Annotated in this window: 21 protein-coding genes; 15 read left to right on the top strand and 6 right to left on the bottom strand. The window is 72.6% G+C overall.

Features of this window, described 5'->3' with window-relative positions:
- Positions 1–178: 178 nt before the first annotated feature.
- Both AB0D53_RS22590 and AB0D53_RS22585 read right to left on the bottom strand, forming a co-directional pair.
- Entirely contained in the window at positions 179–1399 is a 1221-nt protein-coding gene (locus AB0D53_RS22590; RefSeq protein WP_362449311.1) for an acetyl-CoA C-acetyltransferase, read from the bottom strand.
- Between the two features lie 155 nt (positions 1400–1554).
- Positions 1555–2724: an SGNH/GDSL hydrolase family protein gene (locus tag AB0D53_RS22585; RefSeq protein ID WP_362449309.1), complete on the bottom strand. Its 1170-nt coding sequence runs from the start codon at positions 2722–2724 to the stop codon at positions 1555–1557.
- Positions 2725–2879: 155 nt separating this feature from the next.
- Between AB0D53_RS22585 and AB0D53_RS22580 the strand changes: the two genes are divergently transcribed.
- A complete protein-coding gene (locus AB0D53_RS22580) occupies positions 2880–4286 on the top strand; it encodes a cystathionine beta-synthase (RefSeq protein WP_362449307.1) in 1407 nt (468 codons plus the stop codon).
- Between the two features lie 329 nt (positions 4287–4615).
- Here the strand turns inward: AB0D53_RS22580 and AB0D53_RS22575 are convergent, their stop codons facing one another.
- Positions 4616–5455 (bottom strand): helix-turn-helix transcriptional regulator, encoded by an 840-nt coding sequence (locus AB0D53_RS22575; RefSeq protein ID WP_362449305.1) that lies wholly within the window; start codon positions 5453–5455, stop codon positions 4616–4618.
- A 149-nt stretch (positions 5456–5604) separates the two neighbouring features.
- On the opposite strand from AB0D53_RS22575, the gene AB0D53_RS22570 reads away from it, so the two are divergent.
- The gene (locus AB0D53_RS22570; protein ID WP_362449303.1) at positions 5605–6366 is read left to right on the top strand and encodes an SDR family oxidoreductase; all 762 of its coding nucleotides are present in this window, start codon (positions 5605–5607) and stop codon (positions 6364–6366) included.
- Between the two features lie 66 nt (positions 6367–6432).
- Here the strand turns inward: AB0D53_RS22570 and AB0D53_RS22565 are convergent, their stop codons facing one another.
- Positions 6433–6846: a hypothetical protein gene (locus AB0D53_RS22565; protein ID WP_362449301.1), complete on the bottom strand. Its 414-nt coding sequence runs from the start codon at positions 6844–6846 to the stop codon at positions 6433–6435.
- Between the two features lie 216 nt (positions 6847–7062).
- On the opposite strand from AB0D53_RS22565, the gene AB0D53_RS22560 reads away from it, so the two are divergent.
- The 4 genes from AB0D53_RS22560 (at position 7063) to AB0D53_RS22545 (ending at position 10025) form a co-directional block, all read left to right on the top strand.
- Entirely contained in the window at positions 7063–7581 is a 519-nt protein-coding gene (locus tag AB0D53_RS22560) for a SigE family RNA polymerase sigma factor (protein ID WP_362449299.1), read from the top strand.
- A complete protein-coding gene (locus tag AB0D53_RS22555) occupies positions 7574–8272 on the top strand; it encodes a hypothetical protein (RefSeq protein WP_362449297.1) in 699 nt (232 codons plus the stop codon). Before AB0D53_RS22560 ends, AB0D53_RS22555 begins: the two co-directional genes overlap by 8 nt.
- A 198-nt stretch (positions 8273–8470) precedes the next feature.
- Positions 8471–9316, top strand: coding sequence for a MurR/RpiR family transcriptional regulator (locus AB0D53_RS22550; protein WP_362449295.1), 846 nt, complete (start codon positions 8471–8473; stop codon positions 9314–9316).
- 172 nt (positions 9317–9488) lie between these two features.
- On the top strand, positions 9489–10025 hold the full coding sequence (locus AB0D53_RS22545) for a hypothetical protein (protein ID WP_362449293.1): 537 nt from the start codon (positions 9489–9491) through the stop codon (positions 10023–10025).
- Between the two features lie 22 nt (positions 10026–10047).
- Here AB0D53_RS22545 and AB0D53_RS22540 read toward each other — a convergent pair whose 3' ends face one another.
- On the bottom strand, positions 10048–10512 hold the full coding sequence (locus AB0D53_RS22540; RefSeq protein WP_362449516.1) for a roadblock/LC7 domain-containing protein: 465 nt from the start codon (positions 10510–10512) through the stop codon (positions 10048–10050).
- Positions 10513–10893: 381 nt separating this feature from the next.
- Here AB0D53_RS22540 and hutU point away from each other — a divergent pair, with 381 nt between their 5' ends.
- The 4 genes from hutU to hutI all read left to right on the top strand — a co-directional run bounded on the left by hutU (position 10894) and on the right by hutI (position 16434).
- A complete protein-coding gene (gene hutU, locus AB0D53_RS22535; RefSeq protein ID WP_329815261.1) occupies positions 10894–12555 on the top strand; it encodes a urocanate hydratase in 1662 nt (553 codons plus the stop codon).
- 92 nt (positions 12556–12647) lie between these two features.
- Positions 12648–13856 carry an allantoate amidohydrolase gene (locus AB0D53_RS22530; protein WP_362449514.1) on the top strand — a complete coding sequence of 403 codons (1209 nt, stop codon included), beginning with the start codon at positions 12648–12650 and terminating at the stop codon, positions 13854–13856.
- Positions 13847–15229, top strand: a complete 1383-nt coding sequence (locus AB0D53_RS22525; protein WP_362449291.1) for a formimidoylglutamate deiminase — start codon at positions 13847–13849, stop codon at positions 15227–15229. Before AB0D53_RS22530 ends, AB0D53_RS22525 begins: the two co-directional genes overlap by 10 nt.
- 32 nt (positions 15230–15261) lie before the next feature.
- Positions 15262–16434, top strand: coding sequence for an imidazolonepropionase (gene hutI / locus AB0D53_RS22520; RefSeq protein WP_362449289.1), 1173 nt, complete (start codon positions 15262–15264; stop codon positions 16432–16434).
- Between the two features lie 298 nt (positions 16435–16732).
- On the opposite strand, the gene AB0D53_RS22515 is transcribed toward hutI, so the two are convergent.
- Positions 16733–17755, bottom strand: coding sequence for an RNA polymerase sigma factor SigF (locus tag AB0D53_RS22515; RefSeq protein WP_362449512.1), 1023 nt, complete (start codon positions 17753–17755; stop codon positions 16733–16735).
- Positions 17756–18038: 283 nt separating this feature from the next.
- On the opposite strand from AB0D53_RS22515, the gene AB0D53_RS22510 reads away from it, so the two are divergent.
- From AB0D53_RS22510 to AB0D53_RS22490, 5 genes are all read left to right on the top strand, one after another.
- Entirely contained in the window at positions 18039–18407 is a 369-nt protein-coding gene (locus tag AB0D53_RS22510; RefSeq protein WP_362449287.1) for an STAS domain-containing protein, read from the top strand.
- A 201-nt stretch (positions 18408–18608) separates the two neighbouring features.
- On the top strand, positions 18609–19118 hold the full coding sequence (locus AB0D53_RS22505) for an ATP-binding protein (protein ID WP_362449285.1): 510 nt from the start codon (positions 18609–18611) through the stop codon (positions 19116–19118).
- 191 nt (positions 19119–19309) lie between these two features.
- A complete protein-coding gene (locus AB0D53_RS22500; protein WP_362449510.1) occupies positions 19310–19981 on the top strand; it encodes a peptidase in 672 nt (223 codons plus the stop codon).
- 46 nt (positions 19982–20027) lie between these two features.
- Complete coding sequence (locus AB0D53_RS22495) at positions 20028–20993, top strand: hypothetical protein (protein WP_362449283.1); 966 nt, start codon at positions 20028–20030, stop codon at positions 20991–20993.
- Positions 20994–21073: 80 nt separating this feature from the next.
- A complete protein-coding gene (locus AB0D53_RS22490) occupies positions 21074–22135 on the top strand; it encodes a hypothetical protein (RefSeq protein WP_362449508.1) in 1062 nt (353 codons plus the stop codon).
- The last annotated feature ends 16 nt before the right edge of the window (positions 22136–22151 follow it).

Genomic DNA, 22151 nt, shown 5'->3' with positions numbered 1-22151 from the left:
TGTGGTCGCGTTCGCTTCGCTTCCGCTGCGGGCAGGTGCCGCCCTCGTGCCTCGGGCGACCCCTACCCTCCGCTGCAGCTCAGCTCAGCCGCTCGGGCTTGTGGTCGCGTTCGCTTCGCTTCCGCTGCGGGCAGGTGCCGCCCTCGTGCCTCGGGCGACCCCTACCCTCCGCTGCAGCTCAGCTCAGCCGCTCGATCACCATCGCCATGCCCTGGCCGCCGCCCACGCACATGGTCTCCAGACCGAACTGCTTGTCGTGGAACTGCAGGCTGTTGATCAGCGTGCCGGTGATCCGGGCGCCCGTCATGCCGAAGGGGTGGCCGACGGCGATCGCGCCGCCGTTGACGTTGACCTTCTCCAGCGGCAGGCCGAGGTCGCGGTAGGAGGGGATCACCTGGGCGGCGAAGGCCTCGTTGATCTCGGCCAGGTCGATGTCGTCGATGGTCAGCCCGGCCCGCTTCAGCGCCTGCTTGCTGGCCTCCACCGGTCCGTACCCCATGATCTCGGGGGAGAGGCCGGAGACACCGGTGGAGACGATCCGGGCCAGCGGGGTCAGGCCCAGCTCGCGGGCCTTGGTGTCGGACGTGATGACGAGGGCGGCGGCGCCGTCGTTGAGCGGGCAGCAGTTTCCGGCGGTGACCAGGCCGTCGGGGCGGAACACCGGCTTCAGGCCCTGCACGCCCTCCAGGGTGACGCCCGCACGCGGGCCGTCGTCCTTGGTGACGACCGTGCCGTCGGGAGTGGTGACCGGGGTGATCTCGCGCTCCCAGAAGCCGTTCTTGAGGGCTTCCTCGGCGAGGTTCTGCGAGCGGACGCCGAACTCGTCCATGTCCTGGCGGGTGACGCCCTTGAGCCGGGCCAGGTTCTCCGCGGTCTGCCCCATCGCGATGTACGCGTCCGGGACCAGGCCGTCCTCGCGCGGGTCGTGCCAGCCCTCGCCGCCCTGCTCGGCGCGGGCCGCGGTGCGGGCCTCGGCGTCGGCGAACAGCGGGTTGTGCGTGTCCGGCCAGCTGTCGGAGTTGCCCTTCGAGAAGCGGGACACCATCTCGACACCGGCCGAGATGAAGACATCGCCCTCACCGGCCTTGATGGCGTGCAGCGCCATCCGGCTGGTCTGCAGGGAGGACGAGCAGTAGCGGGTGATCGTGCAGCCGGGAAGGTGGTCCATCCCCATCTGTACGGCGATGATCCGGCCCAGGTTGTTGCCCTGCTCGCCGCCGGGGAGGCCGCAGCCGAGCATCAGGTCGTCGATGTCCTTCGGGTCCAGCTCGGGCACCTTCGCCAGCGCGGTCCGGATGATCGTGGCGGTCAGGTCGTCCGCGCGCAGGTCCTTCAGCGAACCCTTGAAGGCCCGCCCGATGGGGGAACGGGCTGCAGAGACGATCACGGCTTCGGGCATCACGCGGCTCCATGAGGGCTGGAAGGCGGGTTCTGGCAGGTGCTGACTTGGAAGTTACCTGTACGTAGGCGCGGGGTCAGCGGGCAGCGCATGTGACTCCGGCCTCTTTTCTAAGCGACCGCTCAGTCCGAGTGTGCGGCCTGTGGTGCGGCCGGTCAATTGGCCGGGAGATTGCGCGGCTCCCCGTACGACTCCCCTGTTTCCCCGGTTCCTCCGGTCTCCTCGTGCGGCTCCGGCTCCCGCTCCGCCTCCCGCTCCGGCTTCGGCTCGGGCCCCGACTCCGGCTCCCGCTCCGGCTTCGGCTCCGGCTCGGGCCCCGACTCCTGCTCCGACTCCTGCTCCGGCTCCGGGTGCGGGTGCGGGTGGGGCTCGGTGGTCGCGGGCAGGCGCCGCCGCCTGCGGTGCTTGAGGAGCGCCCAGGGTGCCCGCGCCCCCGTGACCTCCGTACCGGCCTCCCTGGCCGCCTGGGAGGCCGCCTTGGCCACCGGCAGCATGTCCTCGCGCCGGACCCCGTCCAGACGGTCGGACTCCGGCCACAGCCCCAGTACCGCGCAGAGCGTGGGCAGCACCGCCATCGCCGCCGTGGCGTACCCCTCCGCCGACGGGTGGTAGTTGTCCGGCCCGAACAGCTCCCGCGGATTCGCCTCGAACTCCGGGCCGAGCAGATCGCCCAGCGAGACCGTGCGCCCGCCCTGCTCCACCGAGCCGATCGTCTGGGCCGCCGCCAGCTGCCGGCTCACCCGCCGGGCCAGCCAGCGCAGCGGCTGGTAGACCGGCTCGATCGTGCCCAGGTCCGGGCAGGTGCCGACCACGACCTCCGCGCCCGCCGTACGCAGCCTGCGCACGGCGGTGGTCAGGCAGCGCACCGACTGGGTGGCCGGCATCCGGTGCGTCACATCGTTCGCGCCGATCATGATCACGCAGACGTCGGGCGTACGGGAGGGGTCGGCGAGCAGCAGCGAGACCTGCCGCTCCAGATCGTCCGACCGGGCTCCCGGCTGCGCCACATTGCGCAGATCCACCGGCCGCTCGGAGACCGCCGCGAGCCCCGAGGCGAGCAGCGCCCCCGGGGTCTGCCCGGCCCGGCGCACCCCCTGCCCGGCCGCCGTCGAGTCGCCCAGCAACCCCAGCCGCAACGGGTCCGCGGGGCCGGCGAACGCCACCCCGTACCTCCCGTCCGCGCTCGGCGGAACCGGTGCGATTCCGCCGCCCACCTGCCGTTTCGCCAGCTGGACCTCCGCCAGCAGTACGCCTACCGCCGCGGCGCCGAGCAATCCGATGCTGCCTCCGCCGTAGGCCGCGCCCGCCGCGATCCGCCGTGCCACCCTTGCTCTTGACACAGTCCGGTCCACCTCCTCGTTGCCGTACCGCCGTACATAGAGCTAACTGCCCCGCAGCGGCCGTGGCTCAATCGCTTCGCCCAATCTCCTGCCCGTACGCATACCCTTGCCGCACCATCTCGGAGACCCCGGAGTACACGGTGCAATTCCACGATTCGATGATCAGCCTCGTAGGCAATACCCCGCTGGTGAGGCTGCGCAGTGTGACGGCCGGCATCCAGGCGACGGTCCTGGCCAAGGTCGAGTACTTCAACCCCGGCGGTTCGGTCAAGGACCGCATCGCCCTGCGGATGATCGAGGCCGCCGAACAGAGCGGGGAGCTGAAGCCCGGCGGCACGATCGTCGAGCCGACCAGTGGCAACACGGGCGTCGGCCTGGCGATCGTCGCCCAGCAGAAGGGGTACAAGTGCATCTTCGTCTGCCCGGACAAGGTGTCCACGGACAAGATCAACGTGCTGCGTGCCTACGGTGCCGAGGTCGTCGTCTGCCCGACGGCCGTTGACCCCGAGCACCCCGACTCGTACTACAACGTCTCCGACCGCCTGGTCCGCGAGACCCCCGGTGCCTGGAAGCCCGACCAGTACTCCAACCCCAACAATCCGCGTTCCCACTACGAGACCACCGGTCCCGAGCTGTGGGAGCAGACGGAGGGGAAGATCACCCACTTCGTCGCGGGCGTCGGCACCGGCGGCACGATCAGCGGCACCGGCCGCTATCTGAAGGAAGTCAGCGGCGGCTCGGTGAAGGTGATCGGGGCCGACCCGGAGGGCTCGGTCTACTCCGGCGGTTCCGGGCGCCCCTACCTCGTCGAGGGCGTCGGCGAGGACTTCTGGCCCAGCGCCTACGACCGTACGGTCACGGACGAGATCGTCGCCGTGTCCGACAAGGACTCCTTCCAGATGACCCGGCGTCTCGCCAAGGAGGAGGGCCTGCTGGTCGGCGGCTCCTGCGGCATGGCGGTGGTCGGCGCCCTGGAGGTGGCGGCCCGTCTGGGGCCGGACGACGTGGTCGTCGTCCTGCTGCCCGACAGCGGCCGCGGCTACCTCAGTAAAATTTTCAACGACGAGTGGATGGCGGACTACGGATTCCTGGAGGACACCGGCCCGTCCGCGCGCGTCGCCGATGTGCTCGACCACAAGGCCGGTCCGATCCCGACGCTCGTCCACATGCACCCGGAGGAGACCGTCGGCGAGGCGATCGACGTCCTGCGCGAGTACGGCGTCTCGCAGATGCCGATCGTGAAGCCGGGCGCCGGCCACCCGGACGTGATGGCCGCCGAGGTCATCGGTTCGGTGGTGGAGCGGGAGCTGCTCAACGCGCTCTTCGCGCAGCGCGCCTCGCTCTCCGACCCGCTGGAGAAGCACATGTCGCCGCCGCTGCCGCAGGTCGGCTCCGGCGAACCGGTCGAGGACCTGATGGCGGTGCTCGGCGGCACGAACACCGCCGACGCGGCGATCGTGCTGGTGGAGGGCAAGCCGAAGGGCGTGGTCAGCCGCCAGGACCTGCTGGCGTTCCTCGCCAAGGACGCGGCGACCGGCAAGGCGTAGCACCCGGCGCCGCGGGTCCGGGCTTCGCGAAAACGGTACGAGCGCGACACGTGCGCGCAGCACCGGCTTAACACGGGTCCGGCAGATTGATGGGTGTCGGCGGCCGGACCCGCCGACACCCGATACGGCGACACGGACAACGGAGCGGCTCCCGGACCTCCATCGTCGCCAGGACACGGTGACCGGCCCTGACCCGGACCGTGTCCCTCGCGGGGACCGCCGTCGTCCCGCCCCCCGGGCAACCGGGGGTGCGGCGGTCCCCGCGACACATCCAGGTCCGTTCGGGCCCTGCCCTGCGGCGGCCACCGGGGCCCGCGGACCCCCGGACGTCAGCCGGCCGGGGCCGACGGCGCTGCCCGCCCGTCCGCCAGCAGCGCGACGCGTGCGGCGGTCTCGCTGCCGGGCTCCGGCGTGTAGACCACCAGGCACTGGCCGGGATCGCCGGCCGCGGCGAGGGTCTCGTACGGGAGGACGAGCTCGCCCGCGAGCGGGTGGGCGATGCGCTTGACGCCGTAGGTCTTCGACTTCACCTGATGGTCCGCCCACAGCCGGCGGAAGTCGTCGCTCCGCAGAGACAACTCGCCGACCAGCGTGGCCAGTTGCTTGTCATCGGGGTGCAGTCCCGCGTCCAGGCGCAGATGCGCCACCGTCTCCGCAGCCACCGCGGCCCAGTCCGGGTACAGCTCCCGCGCCGCAGGCCGCAGGAACACCTGGCGCGGCATGTTGCGCTCGGCGGCGGGCATCCGGGAGAAGCCGACGAGGGCGTCCCCCAGCGCGTTCCAGGCCAGCACGTCCATCCGGCGGCCCAGGACGAACGCCGGGGCCGCCGTGAGCGAGTCCAACAGCAGCCGCAGACCGGGGCGGACCCGCTGGGCACCGGCCGGGGCCGAGGCGCGCGCCCTGGGGCGCGCCACGGTGCGCAGATACGTGTGCTCCGTCTCGTCCAGCCGGAGCACCCGGGCTATCGCGTCGAGCACGGTGTCCGAGACGCTCGGGCCGCGCCCCTGCTCCAGCCGGATGTAGTAGTCGACGCTCACTCCCGCGAGCTGCGCCACCTCCTCGCGCCGGAGCCCGGGTACGCGCCGGCGGCCGTACGCCTGCAGCCCCACCTCCTCGGGCTGGATGCGGGCCCGCCGGGAGCGGAGGAAATCACCGAGGTCAGCGTCCATGGCGTCGATCGTAGAAGAAGGCCGGACACCGAACCTGGTACTGGCGGACCCAGGAACAGCGTCGCCCTGGCAGGCCCCCGGGCGGCCACGCAGAGTGGCATCAGGCCCGGGGGAACGCCCCGGTCCACAAACGCTCAAGGAGCACGGACATGTCGTACGAGACCCTCGCGGGCCGCACCGCCGTCATCACCGGAGCCGCCAGCGGCATGGGCAGCGCTACCGCCCGGCTGCTCGCCGCCCAGGGGGTCCGGGTCGCCCTGCTGGCCCGGCGGGCCGAGCGGCTGGAGGAGCTGGCCGCCGCGATCGGGGCGGCGGGCGGCCAAGCGCTCGCCGTCGTCACCGACGTCACCGACCAGGCGTCCGTCGACGCCGCGGCCGAGCTGGTGCACAGCACCTTCGGCCCGGTGGACCTGGTGGTCAACGCGGCCGGTGTGATGCTGCCGAACCCGGTGGACGCGGGCCGGACCGACGAGTGGCAGCGGATGATCGACACCAATGTGACGGGCGCCCTGCGGATCATCCGGGCCTTCACGGCCGACCTGGTGGCGGCCGCCGCCCAGGGCCGCACCGCGGACCTGGTGAACATCTCGTCCATCGGCGCGCACATCATGTTCCCGAACTACGCGGTGTACGGGGCGACGAAGGCCGCGCTGACCTATCTGTCGACGTCACTGCGCACCGAGTTCGGGCCGCGTGACGTCCGCGTCACCAACATCGAGCCCGGCCTCACCGGCACGGAGCTGGCCGACCACGTCGACAACGCCGAGCTGAGCGGGCAGCTCGACGACATGTTCGGGGCGCTCGGCGGGCTTTCCAGCGACGAGATCGCCGACCTGATCGCCTACGCCACCAGCCGGGCGCGCCACATCAACCTGCGCCAGCTGATCGTGCAGCCCACCCGCCAGGCGTAGAGCCTGCCCGGTGGCGTCCGGCGGATCAGGGCCGGGGCCGCGTGCCGTACGGCTCCGGGGCCGTGCTCAGTTCTCCCAGTCGCAGTCCCCGCGTCCGGGGCGGCGCGCGAGCCACGGCCGGGCGGCGTGCACGGCGTTGACCGCGATGATCCCGAGCCAGGTGATGATCAGGCCCCCGGTGTGGGCGGTCGAGGCGCCGATCGCCGACAGCGGGACGGCCAGGATCAGCGAGATGATCCCGAAGCCGTAGCGCTCGCCGAAGTTCCCCAGCGGCTGCGGCGGGTGCGTGCCCCTGGCGAGGCTCACCTGCTGTTCGGCGAGATGGCGCCGGACCCGGCGGTCGAGCGTGCCGTCGAGGCGCTGCTCGACCTTCTCCAGAAAGGACTCGACGAGCGCGGGCTCGTACTCCGAACCCAGCTCACTACGGGCGTGCAGGGCGGCATCGAGCTCGCTCTTGAGCTCCGAGTCTCCGGCTTTCATGCCCTTCACGCTATGAGCCGACGGCCTCGCACGCAGTGGGGCTGGCCCCCCTGTTTCCCCGGGGGAACACCTCACGGGAGGAAACCGGCGGGAGACCGGAAAGTCGTCCGTAACATCCGGCCCCGCCGGTGCGTGTATCCGGTGAGAACAGTTCCTGAGCGATGGACAGTTCCCGGGCGGCGAGCAGTTCCCCGGGCAATGGACGGACGGAGGACGATGCTTACGGGGGCCGAGGATTTCGACGCGTTCTACACGGCCACGGCCAAACGGTTGGTTGCCACCGTCTACGCGACGACGGGTGATCTGGCGGAGGCGGAGGACGCGGTGCAGGAGGCGTATGTGCGGGCGTGGCAGCGCTGGGACCGGCTGGTGCGTGAGGGCGACCCGCTTCCCTGGGTGCGGACGGTGGCGGTCCGGCTGGCGATCAGTACCTGGCGCAGGACGCGCAACCGGGTGCGCGCGCACTTCCGGCACGGGCCGCCCGCGGACGTGCCCGGCCTCTCGGCGGACCGGGTGGCGCTGTTGGACGCGCTCGGCGAGCTGAGTGCCGAGCAACGCCGGGCCGTGGTCCTGCACCATCTGCTGGACCTGCCGGTGGAGGAAGTGGCGCGTGAGACGGGAGTGTCGAACGGTGCGGTACGGACCCGGCTCCACCGGGCCCGCAAGGTTCTCGGTGAGCGGCTGGCCGATCCTCTGGCCACCGCCGGGCGAGTGAGGGGGGCCAGCCATGGCTGAGGTCGAGGAACTGCTGGACGGTGTCGTGGTGCGGCTGCCCGCAGCCGAGGAGATCCGGCAGAAGGGGCAGCGACGCCGGGCGCGGCGCAGGGCGGGCACGGCGGCACTGTGCGCGGCCGTACTGATGGCAGCCGGGGCATGGATCCTGCTGCCGGCCGGGACGGACCGGCAGCACGAGCGGGGCGCGGTGGCCACCGCGCCGGACAATCCGTTCCGCGAGAACGGCATGGTCCGGACCCTGCCCGCGGAGGAAGTGCCCCTGTACGGCACCTGGCACTGGAAGGAGAACGAGGGGCGGCCCGTCGACTCCGACGCACGCGGCGACCTCCTGAACTGGGCGGGTCTCAGTACCTTCTGCCCGGTCACCTCCCCGCAGATGGCCGAGCCCGACAGGGTCGGCTACAGCCAGGAGTACCGGGGCGTGCGCAAGGCCGTGGCCCGGCAGTGCCTCGTCGAGTACGACGACGTGGCAACGGCCCGCGAACAGCTGAAGGAGGTGCACACCGGACTGGAGTCGGACGGCCTGCGCCGTGCACCGGCGGGCGGACCGGACGACGCGCGGGGGGACCGGGGTGCGACCGTCGCCTGGTCCGGGACCGTGCCGGGCGGCCACACGCTGCGGGTGTTCACGCGGCGATGGGAGTCCTGGGTCTCGGTCGTCGAGATCCTGGACGGCACGGACGCGCCCTGAGCGGCGGACACGTCCTGAGCGGCTGACATGGGGGCGGCGCCCGAGGACCCGACGCCGCCCCGGACCCGGCCCGCACCCCCGGCGCCGCCCCCGGACCCGGCCCGCGCCTCGGCTGCATATGGACATGCAGACGCCTTGCTGGCTGAATGGATTTGTCGGCGCCGGATGATGGTGCGCCGGATCTACCGAGGGGACAGCATGAGCGGGAGCAGCCCGGCCGCGCGGTTGCAGCAGCTCTTCGAGGGGCGCCGGCTCACACCCACCCAGCGGCGCATCGCGCACTCGATGGTGCGCAGGGCGGGGGATGTGCCGTTCCTGTCGAGCGTGGAGCTGGCCGAGCTCGCCGGGGTCAGCCAGCCGTCCGTCACCCGCTTCGCCGTGGCGCTCGGCTTCGACGGCTATCCGGCGCTCCGCAAGCACCTGCGGGAGGTCGCCCCGGCCGGGTCCGAGCCGGCGGGCGGGGACGACGCGTACAACGAGTACCAGCAGGCGGTGCTCGGCGAGATCGAGAACCTGCGGCATCTGGCGGAACTGCTCGCCGACCCCGGGCCGGTCGAGCGGGCGGGCAGGCTGCTGGCGGCCTCGCGCCCGCTGCCGGTGCTGGGTCTGCGGGCCGCCTCCTCGCAGGCGCGCGGCTTCGGGTACTTCGCGGCCAAGGTCCACCCCGATGTCCGGGTGCTCGACGAGGGCGGCAGCATGCTGCGCGACCGGATCGACGCCGCGCGGCGGTCGGGCGCCTCCGCACTGATCTGCTTCGCGCTGCCCCGGCACCCGAAGGAGGTCGTGGACGCCCTCGCCTATGCGCAGGAACAGGGGCTGGCCGTGGTGTCGGTGGCGGACTCCGCGTTCGCGCCCGTCGCCAAGTACAGCGATCTGCTGATCCCGGCCGCCGTCGGTACCGGGCTCGCCTTCGACACGGCGTGCGCGCCCATGCTGCTGGGCCGGGTGCTGCTGGAGGCGATGTGCGACGGTCTGCCCGACGCGCAGGCGCGGCTGGAGGAGTTCGACGCCAGGGCTGCGGCGCGGGGGCTGTTCGTGGAGTGACGGACGGGGACGGTGCGGCGGGGCGGCGGTCCTTGGGCCGCGCTGCTTCCCGTACTTCGCCGATTCTCAGGCACCGCTCATCTACGGCCACTAATCTCCGGGCCGGAAAGGCTCACGAGGAGCTGCGGAGAGGGGTACGGACGTGGGGCGCGGAGCGCAGCCGTTGGCGAGAGTGGCCGTGATCGTACGGGCCGGGGCCGCACCGCTGTGGTGGCCGGGGCTGCTGGCCGCGGCGATCGGCGCGCTGGTGCCGGGGTTCACCGGGCGCCGGATCGGCCTGCTGTCCGGGGCCGCGCTGTTCCTGATCACCGCCGCCGTGGTGGCGCTCGTCCGGAGCCGCAGGTACGCGGAGCTGGCCGGGGGCGCCACCCGCGCCGGGCGCTCCGACTTCCTCCAGGACCGCGCCGTGACCGTACGCAACTGGCGTCGGGGGCACCGGTGGTGGCTGCTCGGGGCGTTCCTCGTGGCGGTGGCGAGCGCGGTCCTGCTGCCCGGGGCCGGTGGGATGGTGCTCGCCGGGGCGGGCGCCGGGCTCTGGATCAAGGCCGTCCGGATCGGGCGGCGCGAGCAGCGGGACGACGCCCTGTACTGGGTGCGGACCGACTGGGTGGAGCGCGGCCGGCCCGCGGGCAAGCAGGTGAAGGGGTACCGGTCGACCGGTCCGGTGGCGGGTGACGCCGCGCCCGGCGGGGCGCGGCGCAGGCGCTGAGTCCGCCTGTCGGCCCCGGTCGTCAGGGGCGGGGCGGCAGCGGGCCGGGCTGCGGGGGCCGATGCCGGGCGGAGGGGGCCGAGGGCGCCGCAGAGGCGGAACCGTGCGGGGCGGGGTCGAGCAGCTCGCCGATGCGGGCGGCCGACCGGCGGCCCTCGGAGTGGAGGGTGTCGATGTCGATCCGGTCGTCGGCGAGCAGGGTGAGGACGGCCGAGGGGCCTGCGGCGTACGAGGCGACGCGGCCGGACCCGCCCTGAACGAGAAGTCCGTCGAAGTCGCCCCGGCCGGTCGCCTCCGTCATCCGGACCGCGACGCCGAGGGCCGTCGCGGTCAGCGCGGCGACCGTATCGGGCTCCACGTCCGGGGTGTCATGGGCCAGGACGATCCCGTCCGTACCGGCGACCAGGGCGCCGGACAGGAGCGGGACCCCGGTCCGTAATCGCTGGAGTTCGGCCAGGACGTCCCGCGTCCGGGGCCCGGGCTCCATCGGCTGTTTCGTCCCGGCGCGCAGTCTGAGTGCTCGGATCACAGGGTCCTCCCAAGGTGGGTGAGAGCCGGCGGGGCTGAGCTGCCGAGGGCGCGCGGACGCCCCTCCCGGCCCGGCTCGGCGTGCGGTGTCCGTGTGACCACGAGGCTACGCAACGTGCTTGCCCCCGGAGAGGGTTCGGGCACTTCCCGGTGGCACATGCCGGAGCGTACGGAGGTGCGCGGAGGTGCGTGGAGGGCGCGCGGCAGGAGCACCCGGGCGACGTCGTGCGCGGGCGGGCGCGAGTCATTGCCCCCATGCGACGGCGCGGAGCTGTTGACTACGAGTATTCAGGCCTACAGGATGTGAATAGAAGGCTTACAGTCGCGAGGAGGCACCGCCATGTCAGGACCCCGCCCCGTACGGGCACCGCGCGGTACGGAACTGAGCGCCCTGGGATGGCAGCAGGAGGCCGCCCTGCGCATGCTGCAGAACAACCTCGACCCCGAGGTCGCCGAGCACCCCGACAAGCTCGTCGTCTACGGCGGCACCGGCAAGGCTGCCCGCGACTGGCGCTCCTTCGACGCGATGGTGCGCACGCTGCGGACGCTCAAGCAGGACGAGACGATGCTCGTCCAGTCCGGCCGCCCGGTCGGCGTCATGCAGACCCACGAGTGGGCGCCGCGCGTCCTGATCGCCAACTCCAACCTGGTCGGCGACTGGGCGAACTGGGAGGAGTTCCGCCGCCTGGAGGCGCTCGGGCTCACCATGTACGGCCAGATGACCGCCGGATCGTGGATCTACATCGGTACGCAGGGCATCCTTCAGGGCACCTACGAGACCTTCGCCGCCGTCGCGGCGAAGAAGTTCGGCGGCACCCTGGCCGGCACGATCACGCTGACCGCCGGACTCGGCGGCATGGGCGGCGCCCAGCCGCTCGCCGTGACCATGAACGACGGCGTCGCGATCTGTATCGACTGCGACCCGCGCGCCATCGAGCGCCGGATCGAGCACCGCTACCTGGACGTGCGCGCCGACTCCCTGGAGCACGCGCTCCAGCTGGCCACCGAGGCGCGGGACGCCCGCAGGCCGCTCTCCATCGGGCTGCTCGGCAACGCGGCGGAGCTGCTGCCCCGGATGCTCGCCGAGGGCGCCCCGATCGACATCGTCACCGACCAGACCAGCGCCCACGACCCGCTGTCGTACCTCCCGCTCGGGGTCGGCTTCGACGACATGGCCTCGTACGCCGCCGAGAAGCCGGCCGACTTCACACAGCGTGCCCGGGAGTCGATGGCCAAGCATGTCGAGGCGATGGTCGGCTTCATGGACGCCGGGGCCGAGGTCTTCGACTACGGCAACTCCATCCGCGGCGAGGCCCGGCTCGCGGGCTACGACCGGGCCTTCGACTTCCCGGGCTTCGTGCCCGCCTACATCCGGCCGCTCTTCTGCGAGGGCAAGGGCCCGTTCCGCTGGGCCGCGCTCTCCGGTGAGGCGTCCGACATCCACAAGACCGACAAGGCGATGCTCGAACTCTTCCCCGAGAACGAGTCGCTGCACCGGTGGATCAAGATGGCCGGCGAACGCGTCCACTTCCAGGGACTGCCCGCCCGGATCTGCTGGCTCGGCTACGGCGAGCGCGACCGGGCCGGTGAGCGGTTCAACGACATGGTGGCGAGCGGTGAGCTGGCCGCGCCGCTGGCCATCGGGCGCGACCACCTGGACTGCGGCTCCGTGGCCTCCCCGTACCGGGAGACCGAGGCCATGCTCGACGGATCCGACGCGATCGCCGACTGGCCGCTGCTGAACGCCATGGTCAACGTGGCCTCCGGGGCCTCCTGGGTCTCCATCCACCACGGCGGCGGTGTCGGAATGGGGCGCTCCATCCACGCCGGGCAGGTGACCGTCGCGGACGGTACGAAGCTGGCCGGCGAGAAGATCCGCCGGGTGCTCACCAACGACCCGGGCATGGGCGTCATCCGGCACGTCGACGCCGGGTACGACATCGCGGAGTCGGTCGCCTCGGACAAGGGCGTGCGCGTGCCGATGACCGAGGACGGGCAGTGAGCCTTCCGACCGGGGACGGCACCAGGGCCGGGACCGGAGCCGTGGCCGGGGGTACGGCCCCGGCCGCCGGCGGCCCGTCCTCGTTCCAGGCCATGTGGCGGGAGCTCCTGCCGGTCGGCCGGCACCAGGACAGCGGGGGCTACCGCCGCTACGCCTGGACCGCGGCCGACGCCGACTGCCGCGCCTGGTTCCGGGCGCAGGCCGAGGCGCGCGGGCTCACCTACGAGGCCGACCGGAACGGCAACCAGTGGGCCTGGCTCGGCGACCCCCTCGCCGGGGACGCCGTCGTGACCGGATCGCATCTCGACTCCGTGCCGGACGGCGGTGCCTTCGACGGGCCGCTCGGTGTGGTCTCCTCCTTCGCCGCGCTCGACGAACTCCGCCGCAGGGGAGCGGAGTTCATCCGGCCGCTGGCCATCAGTAACTTCGGCGACGAGGAGGGGGCCCGCTTCGGGCTCGCCTGCGTGGGCTCCCGGCTCGCCGCCGGACAGCTGACCGTGGAGGCCGCCCACCGGCTCCGCGACGGCGACGGCATCACGCTGCCGCAGGCCATGGAGGCGGCCGGATACGACCCCGACGCCATCGGCCCGGACCCCCAACGGCTCGCCCGCATCGGCGCGTTCGTCGAGCTCCACGTCGAACAGGGGCGGGCCCTCGACCTCACCGGTGACCCGGTCGGTATCGCCTCCGCGATCTGGCCGCACGGACGCTGGCGGTTCGACTTCCGGGGCGAGGCCAACCACGCGGGCACCACCCGCCTCGCCGACCGCCGCGACCCGATGCTCACGTACGCCGAGACCGTGCTCGCCGCCCGCCGCGAGGCGGAGCTCGCCGGGGCCCTCGCCACCTTCGGCAAGATCTCCGTCGAGCCGAACGGCGTCAACGCCATCCCCTCCCTCGTCCGTGGCTGGCTCGACTCCCGCGCCGCCGACCAGGAGCGCCTGGACGCCGTGGTCACCGGCATCGAACGGGCCGCCAGGGAACACGCCGAGCGCGCCGGGATCGACCTCGACGTCGTACGGGAGTCCTTCACGCCCGTCGTCGAGTTCGAGCACGCCCTGCGCGACGAACTCGGCAAGATCCTCGCGGGCCGGGACGACGCCGGCCGTGCCGTACCCGTCCTCGGCACCGGCGCCGGACACGACGCGGGTATTTTGTCCGCTTCGGTCCCCACCGCCATGCTGTTCGTACGGAACCCCACCGGGATCTCGCACTCGCCGGCCGAGCACGCGGGCGAGGACGACTGCGTGGCCGGGGTGATCGCACTCGCCGACGTACTGGAAGGTCTCGCGTGCAGCTGACAACGAACGGCCCCAGGCCCGCCACCACGACGTACTGGCTCTCCCACGCCTGGCTCGGCACCCATGTCGAGCCGGGCGTCGCCCTGGACGTCTCCGGCGGGCTGATCGCGGGCGTCCGCACCGGCGTCGCCACCCCGCCGCCGGGCGCCACCGTGCTGCACGGACTCACCGTTCCCGGGCTCGCCAACACCCATTCGCACGCCTTCCACCGCGCCCTGCGCTCCACCGTCCAGGTCGGCTCCGGCACCTTCTGGACCTGGCGCGAGACCATGTACCAGGTCGCCGCCCGGCTCACCCCCGACTCGTACTACGACCTCGCCCGCGCCGTGTACGCCGAGATGGCGCTGGCCGGCATCACCGCGGTCGGCGAATTCCACTATCTGCACCACGCACCGGGCGGCACCCCGTACGACAACCCGAACGCGATGGGCGAGGCCCTGATCGCGGCGGCCGGCGAGGCCGGCATCCGGATCACGCTGCTGGACACCGCCTACCTCTCCGCCGGATTCGGCAAGCGCCCCACCCAGTACCAGCAGCCCGACCGGCACCAGCTGCGCTTCTCCGACACCACCGCGGACGCCTGGGCCGAACGCGCCTCCCTCCTCAAGGGCGGCGACCACGCACTGATCGGCGCGGCCGTCCACTCCGTACGCGCCGTGCCCGCCGCGCAGCTCGCCACCGTGGCCGCCTGGGCCGAGGAGCGGCAGGCCCCGCTCCATGTCCACCTCTCCGAGCAGACCGCGGAGAACGACGCCTGCCTCGCCACCCACGGCTGCACCCCCACCCGGCTCCTCGCCGACCACGGGGTCCTCGGCCCGCGCACCACCGGCATCCACAACACCCACCTCACCGACGAGGACATCGCGCTCCTCGGCTCCTCGGCGACCGGCACCTGTATGTGCCCCACCACCGAACGCGACCTCGCCGACGGGATCGGCCCCGCCGTCGCCCTCCAGCGCGCAGGCTCGCCGCTCTCCCTCGGCAGCGACAGCCACGCCGTGATCGACCTCTTCGAGGAGGCCCGCGCGATGGAGCTCGACGAGCGCCTGCGCACCCGGGCACGCGGTCACTGGACGGCGGCCGCCCTGCTGCGCGCCGCGACCGTCGACGGCCACGCGGCGCTCGGCCGGCCTGAGGCGGGCATCATCGAACCCGGCGCGCCCGCCGATCTGGCGACCGTCGCCCTGGACTCCGTCAGAACAGCGGGACCGGTGCCCAGACTCGCCGCCGAAGCGGTCGTATTCGCCGCCTCCGCGGCCGATGTGCGGCACACGGTCGTCGCAGGACGGCACATCGTCCGCGACGGGCGGCACGCACTCGTCGAGGACGTACCCGCAGCACTCGCCTCGGCCATCGCCGCCCTGCACGGCTGAGACCGGATTCCCGCAAGGAGAGCAGCACCCCGATGACGACGACCGCCATCACCAACATCGCCAGTCTGGTCACCAACGACCCCTCCCTGTGCGCGGATTCCCCCCTGGGTCCCATCCAGGACGCGGCCGTCGTCATCGAGGGCGACCGGGTCGTCTGGACCGGTGAATCAAGCAAAGCACCCGCCACTGACAACGCCGTCGACGCGGGCGGCCGGGCGATGATCCCCGGCTTCGTCGACTCCCACTCCCACCTGGTGTTCGCGGGCGACCGCACCGAGGAGTTCAACGCACGGATGTCCGGCCGCGCCTACAGCGCGGGCGGCATCCGGACCACCGTCGCCGCCACCCGCGCCGCCACCGACGAGGAACTCGACGCCAACGTCGCCCGCTACCTCGCCGAGGCGCTGCGCCAGGGCACCACCACCTTCGAGACCAAGTCCGGCTACGGCCTCACCGTCGAGGACGAGGCCCGCGCCCTGCGCATCGCCGCCCGGCACACCGAGGAGGTCACCTACCTCGGCGCCCACATCGTCTCCCCGGACTACGCCGACGACCCGGCCGGCTACGTCGACCTGGTCACCGGGGCGATGCTCGACGCCTGTGCCCCGTACGCCCGCTGGATCGACGTCTTCTGCGAGAAGGGCGCCTTCGACGGCGACCAGGCCCGCGCGATCCTGACCGCGGGCATCGCCAAGGGCCTGCACCCCCGCGTCCACGCCAACCAGCTCGGCCACGGCCCCGGCGTCCAGCTCGCCGTCGAGCTCGACGCCGCGTCGGCCGACCACTGCACCCACCTCACCGACGCCGACGTCGACGCCCTGGCCCAGGGCAGCACGGTCGCCACCCTGCTCCCCGGCGCCGAGTTCTCCACCCGCGCCACCTGGCCCGACGCCCGCCGCATCCTCGACGCGGGCGCCACCGTCGCGCTCTCGACCGACTGCAACCCGGGCTCGTCGTTCACGTCCTCCATGCCCTTCTGCATCGCCCTCGCCGTACGGGACATGGGCATGACGCCGGACGAGGCCCTCTGGTCCGCCACCGCGGGCGGCGCCGCGGCCCTGCGCCGTACGGACATCGGACGCATCGCCCCCGGCGCCCGCGCCGACCTGGTGCTCCTCGACGCGCCCAGCCATGTCCACCTCGCCTACCGGCCGGGTGTGCCGCTGGTCCACGCGGTCTGGCAGCGCGGCGAACGCGTCGTCTGAGCCCGCCACTCCGGCAGCGCGGCGAGCGCGTCGTCCGAGCAGCCAATCCGGCAACGTGGCGAGCGCGTTGTCCGAGCAGCCAATTCGGCAACGTGGCGAACGCGTTGTCCGAGCCGCCGTTCCGGCAGCGCGGCGAACGCGACGTCCCAGCATCCAACCCGGAGCGATGCGAGCGCGTCGTCCGAGCAGCCACGGCGCAGCCCGGCGCCGCCCGGGTCCGTGACCGGGCGTCACAGATGCGGAAGGACCCGCCCGTTGCCGGGGCGGGTCCTTCCGTGCCGTTGCGGCGCCTGCCCGTTCACTCCTCCAGCGTCAGGCCCTTGCGCAGCTTGATCAGCGTCCGGGAGAGCAGCCGCGACACATGCATCTGGGAGATGCCCAGCTCCTCACCGATCTCCGACTGCGTCATGTTGGCGACGAACCGGAGCGAGAGGATCTTTCGGTCGCGGCGCGGCAGCGAGGCGATCAGCGGCTTCAGGGACTCCACGTACTCGATGCCTTCGAGTCCGTGGTCCTCGTAGCCGATGCGGTCCGCCAGCGCTCCCTCGCTGTCGTCCTCCTCGGGCTTGGCGTCCAGCGAGCTCGCGGTGTACGCGTTGCTCGCGGCCATGCCCTCGACGACCTCGTCGTGGGTGATGCCGAGGCGGTCGGCGAGCTCGCCCACGGTGGGTGAGCGGTCCAGTCGCTGGGCGAGCTCGTCGCCCGCCTTGGCCAGGTCGAGCCGCAGCTCCTGCAGACGGCGCGGGACGCGCACGGACCAGCTGGTGTCGCGGAAGAAGCGCTTTATCTCGCCGACGATGGTCGGCATCGCGAACGTGGGGAACTCCACGCCCCGGCTGAGCTCGAAACGGTCGATCGCCTTGATCAGGCCGATGGTGCCGACCTGGACGATGTCCTCCATCGGCTCGCTGCGGGAGCGGAACCGGGAGGCGGCGAACCTGACCAGCGCCAGGTTCAGTTCGACGAGCGTATTGCGGACGTACGCGTACTCGTGGGTGCCCTCTTCGAGGGATTCGAGCCGTGCGAAGAGCGTCTTCGACAACGCCCTGGCGTCCAGCGGTCCCACCTCGTCGAAGGGCGGGATCTCGGGAAGTCCTTCGAGACCGTTGCTCGCGCCGTGGTCGTCGGCGCCGATGCGGTCGTGGCCACCGATGCGGCCGGTGTCACTGGTGCTGCTGGTGGTGCTGATGCTGCTGGTGGTGCGGGTGCTGCTGCGGGCGCCGTCATCGGCGGTCGCGGCAGGGGAGTCTGAGTGGGTCAGTCCCTCAGGACATGCTGACGTCGCGTTGTGGGGACGCGTTCCGTCGAGCCGGGGCGACATGGTCTCCTCCATCGTTCTCGGCATATGGCTGCCGATGCCCATACGTGTTCCTGCGGTGAAGCGGCGCCTCCGAAGCCGGTCGTGTTTTGGGTGTCCCCCTACCCTTACCCGCTCCGGACAGGCAGTTACAAGCGCCAATTGATGCTATATGTCCGGTTTGTTGAGGTCTTCGGGTATCGCGTGGCGCACAGACCGCGTAATGTTTCAAGAACGTCAGAGACAGCACATACGCATCTGCGCACGCTGAGGCGCAGGCAGTGACGAACGGCGAAGAGGGACGGGCATGGACCGCGGGACGGTCGGCAGTGCGAACCGGGGTCGGCTTCAGGTCGACGTCCGGACCGAAGGGCGCAGCGAGGTCGTGACGCCGGTGGGTGAGCTGGACCACCACACGGCGGATCTCCTGCGGGAGCCCCTGGAGCACGCGGTCGAGCAGGGGCGGGTGCGCCTGGTGGTCGACTGCTCGGGCCTCGAATTCTGTGATTCCACCGGGCTCAATGTGCTGCTCGGTGCCCGCCTGAAGGCGGAGGCGGCCGGGGGAGGGGTCCATTTGGCCGGGATGCTGCCGGTGGTGGCGAGGGTCTTCGAGATCACCGGGGCCGAGGCGGTCTTCACCGTCCACGACTCCCTCGAAGCGGCCCTGGACACGTGACCGCGGCGCGCGTCGCGGCCCCGGGCGCCCCATGTGTTGCCCGTGTCACGCGAACCGCGCGGACGAAGTGGGTGTTGTCGCGATTCGGCCGGGCAGAAGACATCCGGCGGAGCCATGGGCGCCCCGCACACTCTGTATCTGTAACTGCAACTGTCGAAATGTTTCGACGGCGACATGGTGAATCGGTGAGGTGAAGCGCTGATGAGCACCACCCGGCAGCATCCGCCGGGCGGCCTCGGCCGGGAGCCGCAGGGCGCCGGCGTGGACGCGGGCACCGGCGCGCCCGCCCCCGAGCCGGCCGAGTGGCAGTGGCGCACCCTGGCGCTGCGGGACGTCGCCGGCGTCGTGCCGACCGCCCGCGACTTCGCCCGCCAGGCGCTTCATGCATGGGGCTGGCTCCCCGCGACGAGCGCCGACGGCCGGGCCGCCGCCGAGGACGTCCTGCTGGTCGTCTCCGAGCTGGTCACCAACGCCTGTCTGCATGCCGACGGCCCCGAGGAGATGCGCATCGCCTGCACGGCGAAGGTGCTGCGGGTGGAGGTCGTCGACTCGGGCGCGGGACAGCCCGCTCCGCGCACCCCGCACCGGGCCGGGCGGCCCGGCGGGCACGGCATGTTCATCGTGCAGCGGCTCTGCCTGGACTGGGGCGTCCTGCGGGTGCCCGGCCGGTCCGGGAAGACCGTCTGGGCGGAGCTGGCCGCCCCCGCGTAGGCGCGGGGCCCGACCCTGGGGGCGTATCGCCCCGCCGTTCGCACCACCGAGGAGCGCGCCGGATCGGCGCGCTCTTTGTCTTCCCTCCACAGGGCGCCGGGCGTACCTTGAGCGCCCGATCTGATGTGTCGTCAGTAACTTGCGTCGGTCAGCACCGGCGCGCGGCGACTTCCGGCATGAGGGGAACTCAGGTGTCCTACCAGAAGCGAACAGCTCTCGCGCTGGCGTCCGCGCTGGCGGGCACGGTGGTGCTGATGGCCGCGCCCGCCGCCCACGCCACGGTCGTGGACGTCGACTACAAGTGCAAGACCCCGATCGGCGACAAGAGCGCCGTGTCTCCCATCGACATCAAGAGCGTCAAGAGCGGTGGCGGTTACCGGCTCACGATGTCCTTCCAGAAGGGTGTCTCCTCCAGCCCCGTCGAACTCGGCAAGGGGGCGATGAACCCCAGTGCGGTCATCAAGGTGGGCGGCGCCGACCCGGGCCAGCTCCAGGTCTCCGGCCCGCCGAACTCCGCCGCGATACCCGCCAACACCCCCATCAAGATCAGTGACCTGTCGGGTACGTACACCCCGAAGAAGAGCGGCAAGGTCGACTTCACCGCCGGGGTGCTCACCATCAAGGCGCTCGGTACGACCACGACGTGCACTCCCTCCAACAACCCGGGCCCGTCGCTCCAGCTCGACGTGACGGCCGCGGGCAACCCGCAGACCACCCCGGACGACAGTGGCGGGCAGCTGCCGAAGACCGGCCCGCTCGACTCGGCCGTCGCGCTCGGCACGCTGGGCGGCACGGTGCTGCTGACCGGTGCGGCCGGGGTGCTCTGGCTGACCAGGCGCGGGCAGGGGGCCGTGGGCCGATAGGCGTTGCCGGACCCAGCCGCCGCCGTCACGCACCAGGGAGCCGCCCATGCCGTCGCCCACCGGTCACGCCGCCCGACTCGCCCTTGCCGTACTGCTGTGCGCCCTCGCCATGACACCGGTGGCCGCCGCCGCGACAGGGCCCGCCCCGCACCCGGGCGCCGTCGCGTGGACGGCGCGGCCCGCGGTGAGCGGTTCCGGCACGGGCGGCAGACCGTACTTCTATCTGGAGGGCCCGCCCGGCACGGTTCTGCAGGACCGGCTCTCCGTCACCAACCCGGGCCGGTCCCCGGTCACCGTGCGGCTGAGCGGCGCCGACGGCACCGGGGGCAAGGGCGCGACCGGGACCGGGCGCTGGCTGCGGACCGCCGCCACCGAGGTGACCGTCCCGGCCCGCACCCGGGCCGACGTGCCGTTCACCGTCACGGTGCCGGCCGGTGCGACGCCCGGCGACCACTCCGGCGCGATCGTCGTGCGCGGCGGCGGCCGCTCGGTGGACGTACAGGTCCGGCTCCGGGTCGGCGGGCCGACGCTGGCCGCGCTCACCGTCGAGGACGTCACCGTGTCCGGGCGGACCATCCACTACACGCTGGTCAACCGGGGCAACGCGGTTCTCGCGCCGCGGATCGCCGTCCGGGCCGACGGGGTGTTCGGGACGCTGCTGCGACGCGAGGCCCGCACCCTGCCGGTACGGGTGCGGCCCGGACAGCGGATCAGGCTCACCGAGCCGTGGCGGGACGTCCCCGCGCTCGACTCGGCGACCGTACGGCTGCGTGTCACGGCGGCGGGCGGCGCGTACGGCGAGGCGACGGCCCGCGCGGTCTTCGTCCCGTGGGCACCGCTGACCGCCGGCGCGCTTCTCGTCACGGTCGCCGCCGGCGCGGGCGCGTACGCCCTCCGGCGCAGGCGGGCGCACCACCGGCGGCCGGACGACGAGGAACGGCCCGGACGGTCACCGGGCGAACGACAGCATTCCGGGAGCAGGCACTTGGCGAAGGCGGGAGCGGAATCGTGACTGGACAGGCCGGACCGGCAGCACCCCGCAGCGCCCACCACCGGTGGGCCGCCGCGCTGTTCGTCGCGCTGCTCGCAGCGCTGCTGTCCGCCCCGCCGGCGCTCACCGCGACCCGGGCCGAAGCGGCGGTCGCGCGGGCCGCGGACGCGAAGCCCGGGGTCACCCTCTCCAAGCAGCAGGCGGGCAAGGGCGGCGAGATCACCGTGAAGGGCAGCGGCTGGCGCCCGAAGGCACTGCTGATGATGCTGATCTGCGGGCGCGCCACGACCGACCGCGGTGTGATCGGCGGCACGAACTCCTGCGCCAACGCCGAGGGCCGGGCGGTCACGACCGATGCCAAGGGCGCCTTCCGCAAGAAGATGCCGGTCGCCGAACCGCCCGTACCCTGCCCCTGCGTGGTGCATGTCGCCACCGTCACCGGCGAACAGGCCACCGCCGACGCCGTGTTCGTCGTCGCGGGCCACCCGATTGCCGCGCTGCCGAAGGAGACCGGGGGCGGCAGGCTCGCGGTGCTCGCCACCACCCGGCTGGAGGGCGACAGCGGGATCCTCACCTGGTTCGGTGCCCCGCCCGCCCGGCAACTGGTCTTCACCGTGGGCAACCTCGGCTCCGACCCCGTCAAGGACCCGGTCTTCGAGATCGGCACCGCGCACGGCGTCTTCGCCCCGCAGTGGGAGGAGCGGCAGTGGCGCGGCACCATCGCCTCCGGCCGCAAGGCGCAGATCGAGCTCCCGGTCGAACTGACGGCGGGGGCCCACGGCGACTACCAGGTCTCGCTCAAGTACGGCGGCAAGGTGCTGGCCGAACAGCCGTGGGGGGTCGGCCGCCCCTGGGGCGTCACGCTCTTCTGGATCCTGCTGTGCCTCGTCGTACCGGCCGCCGTGTTCCGGATCGGCATGGCGGTCGTCGACAAGGTACGGCCCCGCGCCTCGCGCGCCCCGGGCCGCGCCGGACGCCGCCGCCCCCGGCGCGGGGCCGGTGGGCCCGCGAGGACCCCGAAGCCGCGCCGTGCACCGGGGCCCGCCGGGGACCCCACGGCCGCGTCCACCGACGGCCCGGCCGGCACCACGGCCGTGCTGCCGTGGTTCACACCCGATTCCGCACCGTCAGAGAACAGACCGACGACGAAGGGACATTCGTGAGTACGCAACGCAGGAC

This window comes from Streptomyces sp. NPDC048295, from assembly GCF_040652135.1.
In the GTDB taxonomy this organism is placed as follows: Bacteria; Actinomycetota; Actinomycetes; order Streptomycetales; family Streptomycetaceae; genus Streptomyces.
This window is presented reverse-complemented; position numbering and strand designations above follow the sequence as displayed.